Consider the following 17,847-nt stretch of genomic DNA (forward strand, 5'->3'; position numbering starts at 1 on the left):
CACATGCCCATAATCACCTACGTCTATTCCGCCCATTCCGCCTACGCCTATCTTGGCTCGCGCGAGTTATACCGCATCGCCGCCGTCTACGGCGCAACGGTCATCCACCGCCCAATCCTTCTGTCCCCCGTTGTAGAACAGCAAGGCAGCCTCCCCTTTGCGGCCCGGACGCAGGCCCATGTCGATTACTTCTTCGGACGTGAGGTTGAGCGTTGGTCCGAACTCCGTGACGTTCCCATCCTTCACCATCGACCGACCCACCACGATGCCGACTACAGCCTCGCGTCCGGCATGATCCTCACGCTGGGGGAAAGCGGGCCAGCTGTCGATGACATGGCGCACCGCCTGCTGGAGGCCCATTGGCGCGACGATGCCGACTTGTCGAACCGAGAGACGCTTCTCAAGCTCGCCGCCGACGCCGGCCATGACGCACGCGCCCTTCTCATCAAGGCGGGATCAGCTGCGGTTCAAAGCAGGCTAGAGGCCAACAACGATTGGGCCATCGCCAATTCGATCTTCGGCTCTCCCACCTACATCTTCGATGGCGATCCGTTCTACGGACAGGACCATCTGGCGATGGTCGAACGCGCTCTGCAACAGCCCTTCGCCGCAAGCACGTGGCGAAATCCGCCTGTCGGGTGACGCAAATACCGTTGTGAAAGCGCGGATCCAGGGTCAGACTGGGCCCATGCTCGATTTCCCGACTCTTCCCGCCGACACCCTCGCCGACTTCCGCCGTGACGGTGCCGTGGCCATCCGCAACGCCTTTGCGCCCGATTGGCTCGACCAGCTGCGCGCGGGCATCGACCGCGCCACAGCGGCGCCACACCCAAACGTCGCCCGCCATACCAAGGACCCCGATGCACCGGCCTATCTGGAGGGCTATTGGCTCTGGTCCGAGGTCCCGGAATTCACCGACTTTGTTCACAACTCGCCTTGCGCCCCGCTTGCGGCACAGCTGCTCAATGCCCCGAGCGTCAACCTGGTGATGGACAATTGGTTCCTGCGTGAGGCGGGCTCAACCTCCCGCCCGCCCTTCCATCAGGACCTCGCCTATTTCGATTTCGAGGGCACGATGTGCGTCCTGTGGTTGCCCCTGGAATCCGTGACAAAGGAAAACGGGATCGCCTTCGTCAAAGGCTCCCACCTGTGGGACAAGCTGTTCATGCGAGTGCGCTTCGCCGATGGCCATGCCAGCATGGAACCCCAGACCGTCAACGGAAAGACCTATCACATCCCTCCCGAGGTCACCGCCGACAGCCACGATCTGCTGCAATGGGACCTCGACCTTGGCGATTGCATTTTCTTCGATATGCGCACGCTGCACGGCGGGCTGGCCTCGGTCACACCGACTGAAACCGTGCGCCGTTTCACCCTGCGCATGACCGCGCCGGATGGCATGATCCGCTACCGCGGCGATTGGGCCAAAGACGAGCGCGCGCAGTTCGAAGCAGCGGGTTACAGCGAAGGCGACCGCATCGCAGGCGATTTCTTCCCGCAACTCTGGCCCCGTCCGTGACCGACTATGTGACGTTCGAAGCGCAGGTGCAGCCCATGCCCTGGGGGAGGCCGTCTATACGGTCGTCGCCCTGCCCGAAGCGGTGTTGGACGCGCTCGGCCCGACAAAACGGGTAGAGGGGAGTTCAACGACCATCCCGTCAACCTCGCCATCTCCAAGGCACCGGCCAATGTGATCGGCACCCCCTTCCTTTGGGCGGGCAGGAGCCTTTTGGACCGGATTGGCCTTGAGCCCGGGGATGTGTTTGAGGCACGCCTTCGCCCCGCACCCGACGATGCGGTGGACGTGCCGCGCGACGTGCTGAACGCGCTGCGATCCTCTGGCTTGTCCGAGCAGTGGGAAAAGCTGACGCCAGGAAAAAGCGCAGCGCGCTCTATCCGATAGAGACAGCCAAACGACCCGAGACGCGCGCAAAGCGTATCTCAAAACTGCTGGCTGACCTTCAGGCCTGAGGGGCACCACTGCTGCAGCCTTGCGTAGAGCATATAAACCTGTAACACTAAAACCGTAATACTTGTTACGGATGCAAACAAATGCTCAGCACCCAATTCCTCCTGACCGCCTTCGTCGTTGTCATCGCCCCCGGAACGGGTGTGCTCTATACGCTCGCCCTCGGCCTTGGCCGGGGCAAACGCGCCGCGCTTTGGGCCGCGCTTGGCTGTACCTTCGGCATCGTCCCGCACCTGCTGGCCGCAACCCTTGGCCTTGCCGCCGTCCTCCACACCTCGGCGCTGCTGTTCAATATCGTGAAATTCGCGGGCGTGGCTTACCTGCTCTACCTCGCTTACTCGGCCCTGCGCTCAGGCGGCGCGTTGAATGTGGAGCCGTCCACAAACTCTGAGCCCGGCATCGCCATCGCCCGGCGCGGCGCGCTCATCAATATCCTGAACCCGAAACTCTCGATCTTCTTCCTGTCGCTGCTGACACCCTTCCTGTCCGGTAACCCGGCCACCGTCACGCAGGAAATCGTCATCCTCGGCTCCGTCTTCATGGCCATGACCTTTGCGGTCTTCGTTCTCTACGGCCTCTTCGCCGCGCAGGCCCGCGCCAAGATCCTCGGCTCCGCCCGCATCATGGCATGGCTCAACCGCTCCTTCGCCGCCATCTTCGCGCTTTTGGCAGGTCGCCTCGCTCTAGAGCGCGCCTGACCCTTCCTTGTTTCAAAAATATCTCGGGGTCCGGGGCGGCGCCCCCAATCTGCCCTTCTGCGACTTTGGCCGCTGTACAATACCAAGCCCTTGCCGAACCTAGTGGCACGCGCCACATAGGCCCCCATGTCTCGCATCCCCTCTTCCGCCCTTTTCCTCGGCCTCGCAGGCCTGATCCTTTTCTTTGGGGGGCCGCCAGCGCCGCGTGGATCGTCATCGCCTATCTGGATGTCCCGGACATTGTGCTGATCTACAGCGGCGTTCCGGTCCTTCTGGCCTATGGCACAATCATCCTAAGCTTCATGGCGGGCGTGATCTGGGGCTTTGCGGCCAAGGCGGGCGGACCATGGATGCCCATCGGACTGACACTATCCGTCCTGCCCGCGATCCTGATGTTCTTCATGTTCAACATGCCGCCCCTGACACAGATCTTCGCGTTGATCTTCGGCTTTGTCAGCCTTCTGGCGGTCGACTGGATATGTGCGCGAAAGGGCGTCGCGCCCGAATGGTGGATGAGCCTACGATTGATCCTCACTTCGGTGGTTGTCTTTTGCCTCGGCATCGGCGCAGCCTTCGTTCCATGACAGACCGCAAAACCATCGACGTGTACGAGGCGCAAGCGCAACGCTACGCCGACCTGCCCATCAGCCAAATGCAGCGAGACGCGATCAACCGCTTCCTCTCCATGCTGCCCGCTCGGGCCACGATCCTCGATGCAGGGTGCGGGCCGGGGGTGCATGCGGCGGTGATGGTCTCCGCCGAGCATGAGGTGCACGGCATTGACCCGACCGAGGCCTTTGTCAGCGATGCCCTCCATCGGGGCGTCAACGCGCGCCTTGGCAGCTTTGACGATATCAGCGGCACGGCCATCTTCGACGGTGTCTATGCCAGCTTCAGCCTGCTCCACGCGCCGCGCGCCGACCTGCCCCGGCACCTCGCGGCCATGGTCCAAGCCCTCAAACCCGGCGGCGCGCTCTTCATCGGCATGAAATCCGGCAGTGGCGAAGACCGCGACACAATCGGCCGCCGTTACACCTACGTGACCGAGCTTGAGATGCGCGGGCTTCTGCGCGACCTCGGCGCCTCGGTCACCCATGTCGAAACCGGCGAAGAGGCCGGTCTGTCCGGTGAGGTCGCCCCGTTCTTCCTGATGCATGCAAGAGGGCCCAATGCCTGATCTCTACGCCTACACGGACGGCGCTTGCTCCGGCAATCCGGGCCCCGGCGGCTGGGGCGCACTGTTGCAAGCCAAGGACGGCGAAACCGTCGTGAAGGAGCGAGAGCTCAAGGGGGGCGAGGCCGAGACCACCAACAACCGGATGGAGCTGCTCGCCGCAATCCACGCCCTCGAAGCGCTCGAACGCCCCTCGTCCCTGACCGTTGTGACTGACAGCGCCTATGTCAAAAACGGCATCACCGGTTGGCTCCACGGCTGGAAGCGCAACGGCTGGAAGACCTCTACCAAGAAACCCGTCAAAAACGTGGAGCTGTGGCAACGCCTGGACGAAGCCGCCGCCCGACACGACGTGACCTGGGAATGGGTCAAGGGCCATGCCGGCCATCCGGAGAATGAGCGCGCCGACGAACTGGCCCGCGCAGGCATGGAGCCGTTCAAACCAAAGCGACGCTCCGAAAATGGATAAGGTCTGCCCTGTCGTCCTGCGCTCAGATGGCCGCATTCTGGCGTTCCGGCACCCCATGGCAGGGCTACAATTTGTCAAAGGCACGCTGGAAGAGGAGGAAACAACTCCTGAAACCGCCATGCGCGAACTCTACGAAGAAAGCGGCTTTGTCCTTGCGGCGGTCCATCATCTTGGTGAAAGCGATGCGATCGTGGACGGCGAAACCTGGCATTTCTGGCTTATGCAGGACGCCGACCTGCCCGAGACTTGGGACCATGCCTGCGCCGATGACGGCGGACATGTCTTCTCCTTCTTCTGGCAAAGCCTGAATGATCCACTGCCCACCGCCTTCGCCCCAGCCTTCCAGCGCGCGGCCACGCACATTCGGGCGGCCTTGGCATGACCGCGCTTGCCCTCGACTATGCCTCTGCCCTGATCTTCGCTCTGACTGGCGCGCTCGCAGCCTCCCGTGCGCAACTCGACATTGTGGGCTTCGTATTCTTCGCGGCGCTCACCGCCGTAGGCGGCGGCACCGTGCGCGATTTGCTCCTCGACCGTGATCCTGTCTTCTGGATCGCAGACCCTACGCCGCTCGGCATCGCGGCGCTCGCCGCCGTGCTCGTCTTTTTCACCGCCCACCTTCTGGAAAGCCGGTTGAAATGGCTCATCTGGCTGGATGCGATGGCCTTGGCGATTGCGGTCGCTGCCGGGGTTGCCGTCGCGCGGAACCTCGGCGCCTCTGCCCCAGTTGTGCTGGTCATGGGCGTGGCAACCGGAACCTTCGGCGGGTTGGCTCGCGATGTCATCGCCAATGAGGTGCCGCTTGTCCTCAAACAGGGGGAGCTTTACGTGACCGCCGCTTTCGGCGGCGCGGGCGCAGCCCTTCTCGGCGCGCGTCTCCTCAATGCCGATCCGATCTGGGGCACGGCCATTTGCGTCACCGTCACATTTGGTCTCCGCGCGGGCTCTTTGCTGTTTGGCTGGTCCCTGCCCGTCTACAAAGCGCGCCCCCGCGCCAGTAAGAGCGATCGACTCGACCTCGGCAGGCATCCGGCGAGTCGGCCTGAGCCGCACCGAGTCTTCCAAATATTTCAAACCCCATGCTCGTTTCTCACGCCCCCGCGACCGTCGATCACGCGGGCGTGGGGTTCGTGCAGGGCCTGAGCATGTCTGTGCACATACGCACCTATATCCGCTATTTCTCGCGATTCCGTGTATGGAATGCGAAGACCACTCCCCCTCATATTCATCTCATCGGACGGCCACAGAGGCTCTCCACCGAAACCAAACCAACCCCGGGCCCCCTCCCAAATCGGGCCCACACACACGAAACTGAGTAGGACCAGTACAATGAAAAAGATCGCTCTTATCGCCGCCGTCGCCGCCACCGTTGCCGCCCCGGCCTTCGCCCAATCCGCAGCCTCCGTCGCCGCGATCCAGCACTTCAACCTGTCTGAAGACAGCGCGCTGGAGCGCACCAACGTGAACAGCGTCGGCCAGTCGGTTTCGCCAAATGGCGCGCTTGGCACCACTTTCAGCGTCCTCAACGGCACGCAAGACGTCGCCTCCGACCTGCGCGGCGTGAACGGCGCGACGCTGGTCAACGGCCAGCCCGCTTACGGCGCGGACATCTTCGACCGCCTGCGCGCAGCCTCGCTTGAAGACGAGTAAGACCAGTCAACCGAATGAGCCCTTTTGAGGCTCTGGTCCGGGTGCCCTCCGCCAGCAATGGCGGGGGCATTCGAACTTTCGAAGTCTGAACCTTAGTCAAAAGTGCCGGTCACACGCCCCAGCAACATGAATGCCCGCGCCGTGCGTGTGTCGGACAATTCCGCAATCTCGGCGTCCGACGCGTTCTTCTCAAACTCCATGAACGTCCGGTCGAAGTGGCGCAGGAAATGGTGCACTGCGTCGCGGAACACCGGATCTTTGCGCATCCGACCGGCCGCCAGCACCAGTGATGACCGGTCATGGATGCCGCCAAGCGCCGCAATCGGGCGCCCACGCTCGCCCTTGGCAAAGCGCCGCCAGACCTCGGGCCGTGAGCGATCAGGCCGCAGATCATCCATATAGATGCCGTCCTGGGACAACAGCGTCAGCACATCCTGGCTCGCGCGGATCAACCGCTCTGTCGCGCGATCTTCCAGCGCCCGGCGCAACGTGCGGAAGCCTTCCTTGTCATGCTCATTTTCGGGGAAATTCAGCGCCTTGATGAAATCCGCCACCGAAATCGGCTCAACTTCGGCAGGCTGAACCAGGCCAAGCACCGGTTGCGGCTGCGCGGGATCCTCCGGAAGTGCTGCGGGCGGAACAGCGGCCCTGACTTCGGCCGGGCCCGCCGTCCGCAGCGAGGTGAAGGTCGCAAGCTTGGTCTCTGCCGCCGCCTGCGCGGCCACCAGATCATCCAGCTTCTGCACCAGCTCGGGCTTCATCTCCATGCTCTGGCGCTGCTGCTGTTCAACGTATGCGGCGCGCATCGCATCGATCGACGCCTGCAGCCGGGCCGCCTCTTGCCTGAGCGCACGCGCGGTCCGCGCGGCCATCGCGGCCACCCAAATCAACGCCAGCGGCAGGATCACCGCCAGAAACGACAGCAACATGCTCAGGCCGGTTTGTGCATCCGACCCCTCGCCCCCGCCAAAGCCCAGAAAGACAACCGCGATGATCCACAGAAGCGACACGCCGATGGCGACAATCTCGATAACAGTGATCTTTGGCCCGGCCTCGGCACGCGCATAAAGCCCAAGGTCCAGCGCCGTGGGAACGGCCTGTGTCGGAGTGCGGTCCTGTGCTGTTTCCGAGGACGGCATCTGCGGCCTCAACCTGCGTTGCGTTTGTCTGTGCTTGGCGCCTGCCGCGTCAGGTCAAACATAGGAAATCTTGACGATTTCATAGTCCTTCGACCCGCCGGGCGTGCGCACTTCGACGCTATCGCCCTCCTCCTTGCCGATCAAGGCGCGGGCGAGCGGAGATTTGATGTTCAGCAGACCCTTCTCGATATCGGCCTCGGCCTCACCGACAATCATGTAGGTCTTCTCTTCCTCGGTCTCTTCATCGACCAGATCAACCGTCGCGCCAAACTTGATCGCGCCCGACAGCGTCTTGGGATCAATGACCTGGGCCAGCGAGATCATCCCCTCAAGTTCCTTGATCCGGCCCTCGATGAACGACTGCTTCTCCTTGGCCGAGTGATATTCGGCGTTTTCCGAAAGATCACCATGCTCGCGCGCTTCGGAAATCGCTTTGATGATGGCGGGCCGCTCAACGCTCTTGAGCTGTTTGAGTTCGGCATTCAGGGCCTCAAGCCCTTTCGGCGTCATCGGGATCTTGTCCATGGGTCGAAACCTTGTGGCGGGTTGGCAAACAAAGCCCCGGCCAAGGCACGTGCCAACCGGGGAGAGAAGAAGTTAGGCGCGAACGCGCGCGGGATCAACTGGGATTGCAGACAGGCGCAAAGAGCTGCCTAGTTGCCGCCAGCAATCCCGAAAGAGACGCTGCCAGAGACACTGATCCCGGTGCGCGCACGGTCCGGCTGCTCAGGCTCCCCATCCACGCCGCAAGCGGCAAGGGTCATCACGATCAGAAGCGCGAAAAGGTTCATATGGGTCGGCATGGGAAATCCTCTCTGACCTCAGCTTACGCCAACCTTCACAAGCCGCACAACCGGCAGGCCCATGGACCGGTGCGCGACGGCGAAGCCAAAAAATGACGGAAATGCGGCCTAAATGTGCAGATTTTGTGTCGCCCGCGCCACAAACCCCAAATTTTGGAGGTTTTCGGTTACCCCGTTCAAGCACCTCTCTGCCAATTGCCGTAGCGTCAGCAACAGGGGCACAGCTGGGATCTTCGGTGTGGAATGGCCGTCATCTGATCCAGTTACTCATTTCCCTCACGAAACGCTGCCAATTCAAAGGACACTACAATGAAGAATTTTCGTTTAGCGACCGCATCTGCGGTCGCACTCATCGCTGCAACCGGCGCGTATGCCGACGGGCACCTTGGACCGGCTCCAGGTACATTGGGTTACTCCGTGGGCGGAGCCCAAGCCCCGAACACAGAGGGCCTGATTGCGCCCATCGCAATCTCTGATGGATTCACCCTTGATATCGGGGGATTCATGCAAGCTGGCCTTTGGTCGAATTCGAACTCAGGCGCGACGGCGGCCATTGCAGACCCATCTGTTTTTAATGGCGTGGACGCCTACACCAACTTTGAGATCCATATCTCACCCACGTTCACGCTAGACAACGGGATGACCGTTGGGGGCACGATCGAGTATGAAGGCGAGAGCAGCGGCGACCAAATTGACGAGGCTTACGTCTTCGTCGAAGGCGATTTTGGCCGCGTGGAAATCGGTAATGTCAATTCCGTCGGGTATCGTCTGCATGTAACGGCCCCATATGTGGGTGCCATTGGTGATGTAGAACACGGCGCGTACTCTGTGTTCGGTTTCTCGGGACTGTCTGCTGGTGTGGGCGACATTTATCGCGGCACATTGGGCACCACGCGGCTTGAAACGCTCCGAGCAAACGATTCCAGGCGGATCAACTACTTCTCGCCGAACCTGAATGGCTTCGTCATCGGCGCTTCCTTTGCCGGAGATGCAAACCAGGACAATTTTGGACCGACGGCTTCGGCCCCTGGCAACAACAACCCTGATAACTTCTTCGACGTCGCAGTACAATATTCCGGGCAGCTCGGTGCGGGCACTTTGACCGCATCTGCCCGGTATGGCTACCGCGACCTCGAATGCCACCATTGCCCCGGGTTCCAGAGGCGCAAATCCGTATGTCTATGGTGCGGGTTTCAACTATGACCTCGGAAGCTTCAGCTTCGGTGGTTCAACCGCGCATTCCGTAGACTCAGGGAACGGGGATGGCACCGCCTATGACTTCGGCGGATCCTACACCAACGGCGATTTTATGGTTTCGCTGACTTACTTCATGGGTGAGAACAACGACAACTTTGTAGCAGGCGCCTTTACCGAGGAGACCTTCTCGCAGGTCGTCGCAAGCGGCACGTATACGATGAATGAGTACATCGGGTTTGACGCATTCGCAGGTTACGGACGGCTTGAAAATGACACGGCACCCGGCTTCTCAGCCGAGGCCTTCGTTATCGGTGGCGGCATCAGCATCGAGTTCTGATCTGCTCACCAAATTCGTGTTCACGAATACTGGGGGCGCTTTTCGCGCCCCCTTATTCCGTGTTGAATGACCCCATGGCCGCGCCCAAGAAATCCCTTGTCTGGATCGCCAGTTACCCGAAATCGGGCAATACATGGCTGCGCGTGTTCCTATGCAACTATCTGTTGAATCGGCAGACCCCCATGCCGATCAACGACATGGCTAAGATCATCGAAAGCGATGCCGCGCCCGCGCGCTATTACGCCACGGCCAAGGCGCTTGGCAAAAAGCAGTTCGATCACCGGGAGGAAGGGCAGGTCCTTGGCTTGCGGCTGCAAATGTTGCGCCGGCTGGTGGCCAACGGGGCCGATCTGAACTTTTTGAAGAGCCACAATTTCAACGGAAAGCCCTACGGCAAGCAGTTGATACCGCCTGCGCTGACCCGCACCGCTATCCACGTCGTCCGCAACCCGCTCGACCTCGCCGTTTCGTTTGCTGACTACATCGAGCAGGATCGCGATGAGGTGATCGACATGATGTGTGACACCAGGTTGGCGCTCGGCAGCAAACACCTTCTCTGCACGCAATACCTCTGCGACTGGTCCACTCACACCGATAGCTGGACGCGCCCCGCGAGCTTTCCGGTTTGCACCCTACGTTACGAGGATTTGCACAACGACCCGGAGGGATCGTTTTCCCGCGCGCTTGAGGTGATGAATATGCCCCTCGACCCCGAACGCCTCACCCGCGCCATAGCCTTTTCCAGCTTTCAATCCCTCAGTCAGCAAGAGGCCAGCGGCGGCTTCTCTGAGCATTCCGGCGCGAAGGCCCGCTTCTTCCGCGCAGGCAAGGCCGGCGATGGGCGCAGCACGCTTTTGCCTGCGCAGATCGACAAACTCATCAAAGCCCATGGCCCGATGATGGAACGCTTCGGCTACCTACCCTAGCCGCTCCCGCCACCGCGCAATCTGCTCGCGCACCCGCACCGGCGCGGTGCCGCCGTATGATGTGCGCGACGCAACCGAGTTATGGACGCCAAGCACCTCAAAGACGGCCTCGGTGATCTCACCGTGGACGCCCTGCATCTCCTCCAGCGACAAGTCCGGCAGGTCACAGCCCTTATCCTCAGCCAGCTTCACCAGTGACCCCGTCACATGGTGCGCATCACGGAACGGCATGTCCAAAGCCCGCACCAGCCAATCGGCCAAATCCGTCGCGGTGGAGAATCCGCTGGCCGCCGCCGCTTCCAGCTCCGGCACACGCGCCTGCATGTCGCCCGCCATACCGGTCATCGCCGCCAACGCCAGCATCAGGTTATCCGCTGCATCAAAGACCTGTTCCTTGTCCTCCTGCATGTCCTTGGAATAGGTCAGCGCCAGCCCCTTCATCACCGTCATCAAGGCGACATTCGCGCCGAAAATCCGCCCGATCTTCGCGCGGATCAGCTCCGCCGCATCGGGATTCTTTTTCTGCGGCATGATAGACGAGCCCGTCGAGAACCGGTCACTCAAGCTGACAAACCGGAACTGCGCCGAGGACCAGATCACCAATTCCTCTGCCAGCCGGCTTAGATGCATCGCGCAGATGCTCGCACTGCTCAGAAACTCCAAGGCAAAGTCCCGGTCGCTCACCGCATCCAGCGAATTCGCGCAAGGCCGGTCAAAACCAAGCGCCTTCGCCGTCATCTCCCGGTCAATCGGAAACGACGTTCCCGCCAAAGCCGCCGCACCCAACGGCGACTCGTTCATTCGCACCCGCGCATCGCGGAACCGGCTCGCGTCCCGCCCGAACATCTCCACATATGCCATCATGTGATGGCCCCATGTGACAGGCTGCGCCGTCTGCAAATGGGTGAAGCCCGGCATCACCCAATCCGCGCCCGCCTCGGCCTGCCCCAACAACGCCCGCTGAAGCGCCTCCAACCCCTCAATCGCGGCATCCATCTGCTCCCGCACCCACAGCCGAAAGTCTGTGGCCACCTGGTCATTGCGCGACCGCGCGGTGTGCAGCCGTCCTGCCGGTTCGCCCACAATCTCCTTCAGCCGCGCCTCCACATTCATGTGGATGTCTTCCAGCGCCGTCGAAAAGGCAAAATTCCCGCCCTCAATCTCTGACAAGACCGTGAGCAGCCCTTCCCGGATCGCCTTTGCATCGTTATCCCTGACGATGCCCTGCGCGGCCAACATGGCTGCATGGGCGCGGGAGCCTTCGATATCCTGCCGTGCCATCCGCTGGTCGAAACTGATCGAGGCATTGATCGCCTCCATGATCGCATCCGGCCCGGCGGCAAAGCGCCCGCCCCACATGGCGTTCGCGGTGCTGGTCTGGTCGTCGTTGGAACCCGTGTTGGTCATGTGCCTCTGCCTCGTCGAAGAAGGGAACCCGATGGTCCGCAAATTCCTGATCACCGCCGCTTACCTTGCCCTTGGCCTCGGTGCAAATCCCGCCACCGCCCAGGACCTGTCCGGGCTGCTGACCGGTGAGATGCGCGGCCTCGTCGTGCACGACACACCCGTCACAGCCTCCGCCCTGCCCTTCGAACTGGCCGATGGTTCTCAGGCCAGCCTGGCCGTGTATCAGGGGCAATACGTCCTTCTGAACTTCTGGGCCACCTGGTGCGCCCCCTGCCGGGAGGAGATGCCGTCGCTGCAAAACCTGCAGACGGAACTGGGCGGTGACAACTTCCGGGTCGTGACGCTGGCCACCGGACGCAACCCGCCGCAAGCGATCCAGCGCTTCTTCGACGAAATCGGCGTCACCAACCTGCCGCAACACCGCGACATCAACCAGCAGATCGCGCGCGAGATGGGGATTTTCGGCTTGCCCATCACCGTCATCCTCAACCCGCAGGGTCAGGAAATCGCCCGCCTGCGCGGCGACGCCTATTGGGACAGCCCCGAAGCCATCGCCGTGATCGAGGCATTGCTGGCCGGTCAAAGCTGACCCGGTCCAATGCGTTCCTTGTTTCGCAAATACCTCGGGGAAGTCCGTCAGGACAGGGGGCAGAGCCCCCCATACGGGACGGCGGGAGGGGCGAAGGCGTGAGCCGAGCGTCTCACCGTCCCGAGATCACTTTGCGTTTGATTTGAATCGCAACCCGCTGTCACGCGCCGATGGTGCGAACGCGGAACGCGATAAGAGGGCCTCAGATAAAACGCAAAGTGCTTTAACGCGCCAGTCGCGCCACCTCCTCATGGCGAAAACAGCCAACCAGATGGTCGTTCACCACGCCGGTCGCCTCCAACCAGGCATAGACAATTGTAGGCCCGCAAAACCGGAAGCCGGCCTTCTTCAAATCCTTCGACATGCGCTCGGACAGCGGCGTTTTTGGCGGCACCTCGTCCATCGTCCGAAACGTGTTGCGCAGCGGCTTGCCGTCAAAATAGTCCCACACAAAGGCATCGAACCCGCCCCGCGCCTCCATCGCCTGCCACGCTTTGGCGTTGCCAATCGCCGCTTCAATCTTGCCGCGATGGCGCACAATGCCCGCGTCGCGCAACAGCCGCTCGACATCCCGCTCCCCCCAGGTGGCGATAACATTGGGATCAAACCCCTCGAACGCGGCCCGAAAGGCGTCGCGCTTGCGCAAGATGGTGATCCAGGCCAATCCTGCCTGAAACCCGTCAAGGATCAGCTTCTCCCACAAGGCCCGGCTGTCATATTCCGGCACGCCCCATTCCGTGTCGTGATAAGCGACGTAGTCCGGCGCCGTCCCGCACCAATCGCACCGCGCACCCGCCAATTCCGCCATCGCCACTTTCCCTGCATTTTCCGCGAATACCGATTTTCACCCTTCTTTAAGGGGCAGCCAGTCACAACTGCAAAGACGATCGTGAGATTCTTTCGGAGTGGGATAATGCCCGACAACCGTGTTGAACTGGTAGAACCCGGCATGGAAAGCCCGCTGGACGCTGCACTCTCACAGCGCGACCGTGGCACCCTGGCGATGGTTGAACAGGCATTGGCACGGGGTGATGCGCGGCTGGCCTATCAACCCATCATGCGCGCCGACGGCAAAGGCATTGCGTTTTTCGAAGGGCTTATTCGCGTGCTGGATGAAACCGGCCGCGTGATCCCGGCCCGCGATTTCATGGGCGCGGTTGAGGACACCGATATTGGCCGACAGATTGACTGCACGGCCCTCAAGATCGGGCTAGAGGCGCTTAAAGCCCATCCAACGCTTCGGCTGTCCATCAACATGTCTGCCCGCTCAGTAGGCTATCCCCGGTGGATGAAAACCCTGCGCAGCTATCTTGCGGACCATCCCACCATCGTTGAACGCCTGATCCTTGAGATCACCGAAAGCTCGGTCATGATCATGCCGGAGATTGTCGCCATTTTTATGGAAGATCTCCAGGACAAAGGCATCACCTTCGCCCTCGATGATTTCGGTGCCGGGTACACGGCCTTCCGCTATTTCAAGACCTTCTACTTCGACATCCTGAAGATCGACGGCCAGTTTTCCCGCAACGTGGCGCAAGACCCTGACAATCAGGTTCTTACAGAAGCGCTCATTTCGCTGGCCCGCCATTTCGACATGCTCGTGGTCTCCGAAGCTGTGGAGAGTGCGGCCGATGCCGCATGGCTGGCACGGGCCGGCGTGGATTGCCTGCAAGGCTATTACTACGGCGCACCCTCGATGCGATTGCCTGACCTCACCGGGTCCGTCATGGCAAAATCCGCCTGACCATCTGGCACCCAGCCCTGCAATCGGCGCATATCCGCCCTTATAATATTGCCTGAGACACTGTGTCGGTTGCCCACCCCCACCCCTGACCCTTATGACGCACCGCAGCATAAGCATGTGGCCGGACCTTCACGCACTGCCCCGGCCCGGACAGGAAAGGACACCTCAATATGACCAATGTCGTCATCGCCTCCGCCGCTCGCACACCGGTCGGTAGCTTCCTCGGCTCTTTCGCCAACACCCCCGCCCACGACCTCGGCAAGACCGTGATCGAAGCGGTGGTCGACCGCGCCGGCATCGACAAGGCCGAGGTGTCTGAAACCATTCTTGGACAAGTTCTCACCGCCGCCCAGGGCCAGAACCCCGCGCGCCAGGCCCACATCAACGCAGGTCTTCCGCAGGAAGCCGCCGCTTGGGGCATCAACCAGGTCTGCGGCTCCGGCCTGCGCGCCGTGGCCCTCGGCGCTCAGCACATCCAGTTGGGTGACGCCGCCATCGTCGTCGCCGGTGGTCAGGAAAACATGTCCATGTCCCCCCACGCAGCTGCACTCCGCGCCGGTCAGAAGATGGGCGATATGAAGTATATCGACACCATGATCCGCGATGGCCTGTGGGATGCGTTCAACGGCTACCACATGGGCCAGACCGCCGAGAACGTGGCGCAGCAATGGCAAATCTCCCGCGAACAGCAGGACGAATTCGCCGTCGCCTCGCAGAACAAGGCGGAAGCCGCCCAAAAGGCGGGCAAATTCGCCGACGAGATCACCGCCGTGACTGTGCCGAACCGCAAGGGCGACATTATCGTCGAGAACGATGAATATATCCGCCACGGCGCCACGATGGACGCGATGCAGAAACTGCGCCCCGCCTTCACCAAGGATGGCTCGGTGACTGCCGCGAACGCGTCCGGCCTCAACGACGGTGCAGCCGCGACACTGCTGATGTCCGCCGACGATGCCGAGAAACGCGGCATCCAGCCGCTCGCCCGCATCGCCTCCTACGCGACCGCCGGCCTCGACCCGTCGATCATGGGCGTGGGCCCGATCTACGCCTCGCGTAAAGCCCTCGACAAGGCAGGCTGGAAAGTTGAAGACCTCGACCTCGTGGAAGCCAACGAAGCCTTCGCCGCCCAGGCCTGCGCCGTGAACAAGGACATGGGCTGGGATCCAGCCATCGTGAACGTGAACGGCGGCGCCATCGCCATCGGCCACCCGATCGGCGCCTCCGGCTGCCGCGTCCTCAACACGCTTCTGTTCGAAATGCAGCGCCGCGACGCCAAGAAGGGCCTCGCCACGCTCTGCATCGGCGGCGGCATGGGCGTCGCCCTCTGCGTCGAGCGCGACTGATCGGATGAACACGAAACGGCTGCGCAAGATAATTGCGCAGCCGTTTCTATTTCGCTAACAAGATTTCAAGAACACCCAAAAGGAGAGACAGACATGGGACGAGTCGCACTGGTCACCGGCGGCAGCCGCGGAATCGGCGAAGCCATTTCCAAGGCCCTGCAGGCCGAAGGCTACACGGTCGCCGCCACCTACGCCGGCAATGACGAAGCCGCCGCCAAGTTCACGGCAGAGACCGGCATCAAGACCTACAAATGGAACGTGGCCGACTACGACAGCTCCAAAGCGGGCATCGAACAGGTCGAAGCGGACCTCGGCCCGATCGAAGTGGTCGTTGCCAACGCGGGCATCACCCGCGACGCGCCGTTCCACAAAATGACCCCTGAGCAATGGCACCAGGTCATCGACACCAACCTCACCGGCGTCTTCAACACCGTGCACCCGATCTGGCCCGGCATGCGCGAACGCAAATTCGGCCGCATCATCGTGATCTCTTCGATCAACGGTCAGAAGGGCCAGTTCGCCCAGGTCAACTACGCCGCCACCAAAGCAGGCGACCTCGGGATCGTGAAATCCCTGGCCCAGGAAGGCGCGCGCGCCGGCATCACCGCCAACGCGATCTGCCCCGGCTATATCGCAACCGAAATGGTCATGGCCGTGCCCGAGAAGGTGCGCGAGATCGATCATCGGCCAGATCCCCGCAGGCCGCCTGGGCGAACCGGAAGAAATCGCGCGCTGCGTCTGTTTCCTCGCCTCCGACGATAGCGGCTTCATCAACGGCTCGACGATCTCCGCCAACGGCGCGCAATTCTTCGTCTGACCTGCAAAGCCACACGAACCCAAAGGCCCCCGCGATCCTGATGGGGGCCTTTTTTTGCGCCCACCCCATCTTTGTTCCATGAAAATGCCCGCCGGAGGCACCTGCCAGTCGCCCAACAGCACACCGTCCAATAAAAAGCCCAACTCGGGCCACGCGCGCCCTGTCGGAGGCGGACGGGGGCGGGCGGGTGGGCCGTTCGCCTCCGACAGGGCTTTTGCAATGCCTCCAAAGCCCCTAACGCTGTGCCATGACTCGCCGCACCGCCACATCCATCGGCTTCATCGCCGTCCTGCTTTGGGCGCTCCTCGCACTTTTCACCATCGGCACGGCCCCGGTCCCCCCTTCCAGTTGAACGCCATGACCTTCGCCGTCGGCGGCACGATTGGCCTAATCTGGGTGACCGCCACAAACGGCTGGTCCCGCCTGCGCACGGTTCCGCTGCACGTCTATGTCCTCGGCACTCTCGGCCTCTTCGGCTACCACGCGCTCTATTTCAGCGCCCTGCGCCTCGCCCCCCGGCTGAGGCCAGCCTCATCGCCTATCTCTGGCCGCTCTTTATCGTGCTCTTCTCCGGCCTCTTGCCCGGCGAACGACTGGGCCTCCTCCATATCCTCGGCGCCATTGTCGCCTTCGCTGGCGCGGTCCTCCTGATCGCGCCCGATGCCGATGGCTTTACGGGCGGCACCGGCCTGATCCTCGCAGGCCTCTGCGCGCTCACCTGGTCAGGTTATTCCGTCCTGTCCCGCTCCTTCGGCGCAGTGCCAACCGACAGCGTGGCGGTGTTCTGCATCCTGACAGCCCTCCTGTCTGTCCCGCTGCATCTGATGCTGGAACAAACCCAATGGCCCTCAGGCGCACTCGGATGGGGTGCGGTTCTGGCGCTTGGCCTAGGCCCCGTCGGGCTCGCTTTTTACGTCTGGGATGTGGGGGTCAAGGCAGGGGACATTCAGCTTTTGGGCGTCGCAAGCTACGCAGCCCCGCTTCTGTCGACCCTGATCCTTGTCATCGTGGGGGTGGCCGCGGCCTCCCTCACACTTCTTCTTGCCGCCGCCCTGATCGCGGGCGGCGCGGGGCTGGCCGCATATGGCTCAGCCCGAGTTCAGCGCAAACTCAGCGCAACGCGCCGAGATAGCCCATAAGACGCGCCATGTCGCGGGCCTCAACGGCGCGGCGATTGGCGACCATTGCCGAGATGCGGCGCAGATTGGTAAAGAGCATTTTAATCGACCTTTTCTGATCCTGAGTTCAAATGGCAGCAGACCTGCCCCTTACACCCAAGCGCCAGATCACCCAATTGCCATTTTGGAATAGCTGGTATCAGCCCAGCGCAACGCGCGAAGATGTGTCTGCCGAACGGCGCGTGACGCGCGTCCAGACTGCGCTGATATAGGCGCGGCGCGCAGCCCGTGCTTCTGCAACAACGGCCTGGAATTTGGGGTCACAGTAAAACTCGTACATGATGCACCTCTTTCAGCGGATTTAGCGTATGCACCAGAACATAGGTACTTTTTGCGGCTACAGAATTGCGTTCTGCGCAACCCTGCATCCCGCTGTGCTGCGGTCAGCGGCGGCCGGTCAAAAA

The 17,847-nt window shown here is 61.9% G+C and carries 22 protein-coding genes and 3 pseudogenes; 19 read left to right on the top strand and 6 right to left on the bottom strand.

Annotated elements, in window-relative coordinates:
• The first annotated feature begins 3 nt into the window (after window positions 1-3).
• The 11 genes and pseudogenes from ACZ1HK_RS11670 (at window position 4) to ACZ1HK_RS11720 (ending at window position 5,960) form a co-directional block, all read left to right on the top strand.
• The gene (locus ACZ1HK_RS11670) at window positions 4-642 is read left to right on the top strand and encodes a DsbA family protein (RefSeq protein WP_472628852.1); all 639 of its coding nucleotides are present in this window, start codon (window positions 4-6) and stop codon (window positions 640-642) included.
• Window positions 643-688: 46 nt separating this feature from the next.
• Entirely contained in the window at window positions 689-1,519 is an 831-nt protein-coding gene (locus ACZ1HK_RS11675; protein WP_472628853.1) for a phytanoyl-CoA dioxygenase family protein, read from the top strand.
• 171 nt (window positions 1,520-1,690) lie between these two features.
• The gene (locus tag ACZ1HK_RS11680; RefSeq protein WP_472630927.1) at window positions 1,691-1,903 is read left to right on the top strand and encodes a hypothetical protein; all 213 of its coding nucleotides are present in this window, start codon (window positions 1,691-1,693) and stop codon (window positions 1,901-1,903) included.
• Window positions 1,855-1,971 (top strand): YdeI/OmpD-associated family protein, encoded by a 117-nt coding sequence (locus tag ACZ1HK_RS11685; RefSeq protein WP_472628854.1) that lies wholly within the window; start codon window positions 1,855-1,857, stop codon window positions 1,969-1,971. Before ACZ1HK_RS11680 ends, ACZ1HK_RS11685 begins: the two co-directional genes overlap by 49 nt.
• An 81-nt stretch (window positions 1,972-2,052) precedes the next feature.
• Window positions 2,053-2,667, top strand: coding sequence for a LysE family translocator (locus ACZ1HK_RS11690; protein WP_472628855.1), 615 nt, complete (start codon window positions 2,053-2,055; stop codon window positions 2,665-2,667).
• On the top strand, window positions 2,598-3,251 hold the full coding sequence (locus ACZ1HK_RS11695; protein ID WP_472628856.1) for a DUF3429 domain-containing protein: 654 nt from the start codon (window positions 2,598-2,600) through the stop codon (window positions 3,249-3,251). The genes ACZ1HK_RS11690 and ACZ1HK_RS11695 overlap by 70 nt, the downstream gene beginning before the upstream one ends.
• A complete protein-coding gene (locus ACZ1HK_RS11700; RefSeq protein WP_472628857.1) occupies window positions 3,248-3,844 on the top strand; it encodes a class I SAM-dependent methyltransferase in 597 nt (198 codons plus the stop codon). The genes ACZ1HK_RS11695 and ACZ1HK_RS11700 overlap by 4 nt, the downstream gene beginning before the upstream one ends.
• The gene (gene rnhA, locus ACZ1HK_RS11705) at window positions 3,837-4,310 is read left to right on the top strand and encodes a ribonuclease HI (RefSeq protein WP_472628858.1); all 474 of its coding nucleotides are present in this window, start codon (window positions 3,837-3,839) and stop codon (window positions 4,308-4,310) included. Before ACZ1HK_RS11700 ends, rnhA begins: the two co-directional genes overlap by 8 nt.
• Complete coding sequence (locus ACZ1HK_RS11710) at window positions 4,303-4,692, top strand: NUDIX domain-containing protein (RefSeq protein WP_472628859.1); 390 nt, start codon at window positions 4,303-4,305, stop codon at window positions 4,690-4,692. The genes rnhA and ACZ1HK_RS11710 overlap by 8 nt, the downstream gene beginning before the upstream one ends.
• A pseudogene (locus ACZ1HK_RS11715) lies at window positions 4,689-5,300 on the top strand (trimeric intracellular cation channel family protein); the annotation flags it as partial. The gene ACZ1HK_RS11710 and the pseudogene ACZ1HK_RS11715, both read left to right, overlap by 4 nt.
• Window positions 5,301-5,639: 339 nt before the next feature.
• On the top strand, window positions 5,640-5,960 hold the full coding sequence (locus ACZ1HK_RS11720) for a hypothetical protein (RefSeq protein ID WP_472628860.1): 321 nt from the start codon (window positions 5,640-5,642) through the stop codon (window positions 5,958-5,960).
• Between the two features lie 92 nt (window positions 5,961-6,052).
• Here the strand turns inward: ACZ1HK_RS11720 and ACZ1HK_RS11725 are convergent, their stop codons facing one another.
• From ACZ1HK_RS11725 to ACZ1HK_RS11735, 3 genes are all read right to left on the bottom strand, one after another.
• Window positions 6,053-7,099 (bottom strand): hypothetical protein, encoded by a 1,047-nt coding sequence (locus tag ACZ1HK_RS11725; RefSeq protein ID WP_472628861.1) that lies wholly within the window; start codon window positions 7,097-7,099, stop codon window positions 6,053-6,055.
• A gap of 54 nt (window positions 7,100-7,153) precedes the next feature.
• Window positions 7,154-7,624 carry a transcription elongation factor GreA gene (greA, locus tag ACZ1HK_RS11730; protein WP_472628862.1) on the bottom strand — a complete coding sequence of 157 codons (471 nt, stop codon included), beginning with the start codon at window positions 7,622-7,624 and terminating at the stop codon, window positions 7,154-7,156.
• 128 nt (window positions 7,625-7,752) lie between these two features.
• On the bottom strand, window positions 7,753-7,902 hold the full coding sequence (locus ACZ1HK_RS11735) for a hypothetical protein (protein WP_472628863.1): 150 nt from the start codon (window positions 7,900-7,902) through the stop codon (window positions 7,753-7,755).
• Window positions 7,903-8,211: 309 nt separating this feature from the next.
• Between ACZ1HK_RS11735 and ACZ1HK_RS11740 the strand changes: the two genes are divergently transcribed.
• From ACZ1HK_RS11740 to ACZ1HK_RS11750, 3 genes are all read left to right on the top strand, one after another.
• The gene (locus ACZ1HK_RS11740; RefSeq protein WP_472628864.1) at window positions 8,212-9,105 is read left to right on the top strand and encodes a porin; all 894 of its coding nucleotides are present in this window, start codon (window positions 8,212-8,214) and stop codon (window positions 9,103-9,105) included.
• A gap of 106 nt (window positions 9,106-9,211) precedes the next feature.
• Complete coding sequence (locus ACZ1HK_RS11745; protein ID WP_472628866.1) at window positions 9,212-9,436, top strand: hypothetical protein; 225 nt, start codon at window positions 9,212-9,214, stop codon at window positions 9,434-9,436.
• 74 nt (window positions 9,437-9,510) lie between these two features.
• Complete coding sequence (locus ACZ1HK_RS11750) at window positions 9,511-10,362, top strand: sulfotransferase domain-containing protein (protein ID WP_472628867.1); 852 nt, start codon at window positions 9,511-9,513, stop codon at window positions 10,360-10,362.
• On the opposite strand, the gene argH is transcribed toward ACZ1HK_RS11750, so the two are convergent.
• Entirely contained in the window at window positions 10,354-11,769 is a 1,416-nt protein-coding gene (gene argH / locus ACZ1HK_RS11755; RefSeq protein ID WP_472628868.1) for an argininosuccinate lyase, read from the bottom strand. The genes ACZ1HK_RS11750 and argH overlap by 9 nt on opposite strands.
• Window positions 11,770-11,800: 31 nt before the next feature.
• Here argH and ACZ1HK_RS11760 point away from each other — a divergent pair, with 31 nt between their 5' ends.
• Entirely contained in the window at window positions 11,801-12,358 is a 558-nt protein-coding gene (locus ACZ1HK_RS11760) for a TlpA family protein disulfide reductase (protein ID WP_472628869.1), read from the top strand.
• A gap of 223 nt (window positions 12,359-12,581) precedes the next feature.
• On the opposite strand, the gene ACZ1HK_RS11765 is transcribed toward ACZ1HK_RS11760, so the two are convergent.
• Window positions 12,582-13,166, bottom strand: a complete 585-nt coding sequence (locus tag ACZ1HK_RS11765; protein WP_472628870.1) for a DNA-3-methyladenine glycosylase I — start codon at window positions 13,164-13,166, stop codon at window positions 12,582-12,584.
• Window positions 13,167-13,271: 105 nt separating this feature from the next.
• On the opposite strand from ACZ1HK_RS11765, the gene ACZ1HK_RS11770 reads away from it, so the two are divergent.
• The 4 genes and pseudogenes from ACZ1HK_RS11770 (at window position 13,272) to yddG (ending at window position 17,404) form a co-directional block, all read left to right on the top strand.
• Window positions 13,272-14,102, top strand: coding sequence for an EAL domain-containing protein (locus tag ACZ1HK_RS11770; RefSeq protein WP_472628871.1), 831 nt, complete (start codon window positions 13,272-13,274; stop codon window positions 14,100-14,102).
• A 170-nt stretch (window positions 14,103-14,272) separates the two neighbouring features.
• Window positions 14,273-15,448: an acetyl-CoA C-acetyltransferase gene (locus ACZ1HK_RS11775; protein WP_472628872.1), complete on the top strand. Its 1,176-nt coding sequence runs from the start codon at window positions 14,273-14,275 to the stop codon at window positions 15,446-15,448.
• Window positions 15,449-15,541: 93 nt separating this feature from the next.
• A pseudogene (gene phbB / locus ACZ1HK_RS11780) lies at window positions 15,542-16,265 on the top strand (acetoacetyl-CoA reductase).
• Window positions 16,266-16,512: 247 nt separating this feature from the next.
• Window positions 16,513-17,404 (top strand): annotated as a pseudogene (gene yddG, locus ACZ1HK_RS11785) (aromatic amino acid exporter YddG).
• 178 nt (window positions 17,405-17,582) lie between these two features.
• Here yddG and ACZ1HK_RS11790 read toward each other — a convergent pair.
• Entirely contained in the window at window positions 17,583-17,723 is a 141-nt protein-coding gene (locus ACZ1HK_RS11790; protein WP_472628873.1) for a hypothetical protein, read from the bottom strand.
• Window positions 17,724-17,847 lie beyond the last annotated feature (124 nt).

This window comes from Gymnodinialimonas sp. JB5-7 (assembly GCF_055693405.1).

What these genes read in the sequence shown, in the direction of transcription:
- ACZ1HK_RS11710 (WP_472628859.1), top strand. Translation starts at nt 4,303, where the DNA reads ATGGATAAGGTCTGCCCTGTCGTCCTGCGCTCAGATGGCCGCATTCTG.
- ACZ1HK_RS11695 (WP_472628856.1), top strand. Translation starts at nt 2,598, where the DNA reads ATGGCTCAACCGCTCCTTCGCCGCCATCTTCGCGCTTTTGGCAGGTCG.
- ACZ1HK_RS11725 (WP_472628861.1), bottom strand. Translation starts at nt 7,099, where the DNA reads ATGCCGTCCTCGGAAACAGCACAGGACCGCACTCCGACACAGGCCGTT.
- ACZ1HK_RS11750 (WP_472628867.1), top strand. Translation starts at nt 9,511, where the DNA reads ATGGCCGCGCCCAAGAAATCCCTTGTCTGGATCGCCAGTTACCCGAAA.
- rnhA (WP_472628858.1), top strand. Translation starts at nt 3,837, where the DNA reads ATGCCTGATCTCTACGCCTACACGGACGGCGCTTGCTCCGGCAATCCG.
- ACZ1HK_RS11770 (WP_472628871.1), top strand. Translation starts at nt 13,272, where the DNA reads ATGCCCGACAACCGTGTTGAACTGGTAGAACCCGGCATGGAAAGCCCG.
- greA (WP_472628862.1), bottom strand. Translation starts at nt 7,624, where the DNA reads ATGGACAAGATCCCGATGACGCCGAAAGGGCTTGAGGCCCTGAATGCC.
- ACZ1HK_RS11775 (WP_472628872.1), top strand. Translation starts at nt 14,273, where the DNA reads ATGACCAATGTCGTCATCGCCTCCGCCGCTCGCACACCGGTCGGTAGC.
- ACZ1HK_RS11745 (WP_472628866.1), top strand. Translation starts at nt 9,212, where the DNA reads ATGGTTTCGCTGACTTACTTCATGGGTGAGAACAACGACAACTTTGTA.
- ACZ1HK_RS11700 (WP_472628857.1), top strand. Translation starts at nt 3,248, where the DNA reads ATGACAGACCGCAAAACCATCGACGTGTACGAGGCGCAAGCGCAACGC.
- ACZ1HK_RS11740 (WP_472628864.1), top strand. Translation starts at nt 8,212, where the DNA reads ATGAAGAATTTTCGTTTAGCGACCGCATCTGCGGTCGCACTCATCGCT.
- ACZ1HK_RS11675 (WP_472628853.1), top strand. Translation starts at nt 689, where the DNA reads ATGCTCGATTTCCCGACTCTTCCCGCCGACACCCTCGCCGACTTCCGC.
- ACZ1HK_RS11720 (WP_472628860.1), top strand. Translation starts at nt 5,640, where the DNA reads ATGAAAAAGATCGCTCTTATCGCCGCCGTCGCCGCCACCGTTGCCGCC.
- ACZ1HK_RS11790 (WP_472628873.1), bottom strand. Translation starts at nt 17,723, where the DNA reads ATGTACGAGTTTTACTGTGACCCCAAATTCCAGGCCGTTGTTGCAGAA.
- ACZ1HK_RS11760 (WP_472628869.1), top strand. Translation starts at nt 11,801, where the DNA reads ATGGTCCGCAAATTCCTGATCACCGCCGCTTACCTTGCCCTTGGCCTC.
- ACZ1HK_RS11765 (WP_472628870.1), bottom strand. Translation starts at nt 13,166, where the DNA reads ATGGCGGAATTGGCGGGTGCGCGGTGCGATTGGTGCGGGACGGCGCCG.
- ACZ1HK_RS11690 (WP_472628855.1), top strand. Translation starts at nt 2,053, where the DNA reads ATGCTCAGCACCCAATTCCTCCTGACCGCCTTCGTCGTTGTCATCGCC.
- ACZ1HK_RS11670 (WP_472628852.1), top strand. Translation starts at nt 4, where the DNA reads ATGCCCATAATCACCTACGTCTATTCCGCCCATTCCGCCTACGCCTAT.
- ACZ1HK_RS11735 (WP_472628863.1), bottom strand. Translation starts at nt 7,902, where the DNA reads ATGCCGACCCATATGAACCTTTTCGCGCTTCTGATCGTGATGACCCTT.
- argH (WP_472628868.1), bottom strand. Translation starts at nt 11,769, where the DNA reads ATGACCAACACGGGTTCCAACGACGACCAGACCAGCACCGCGAACGCC.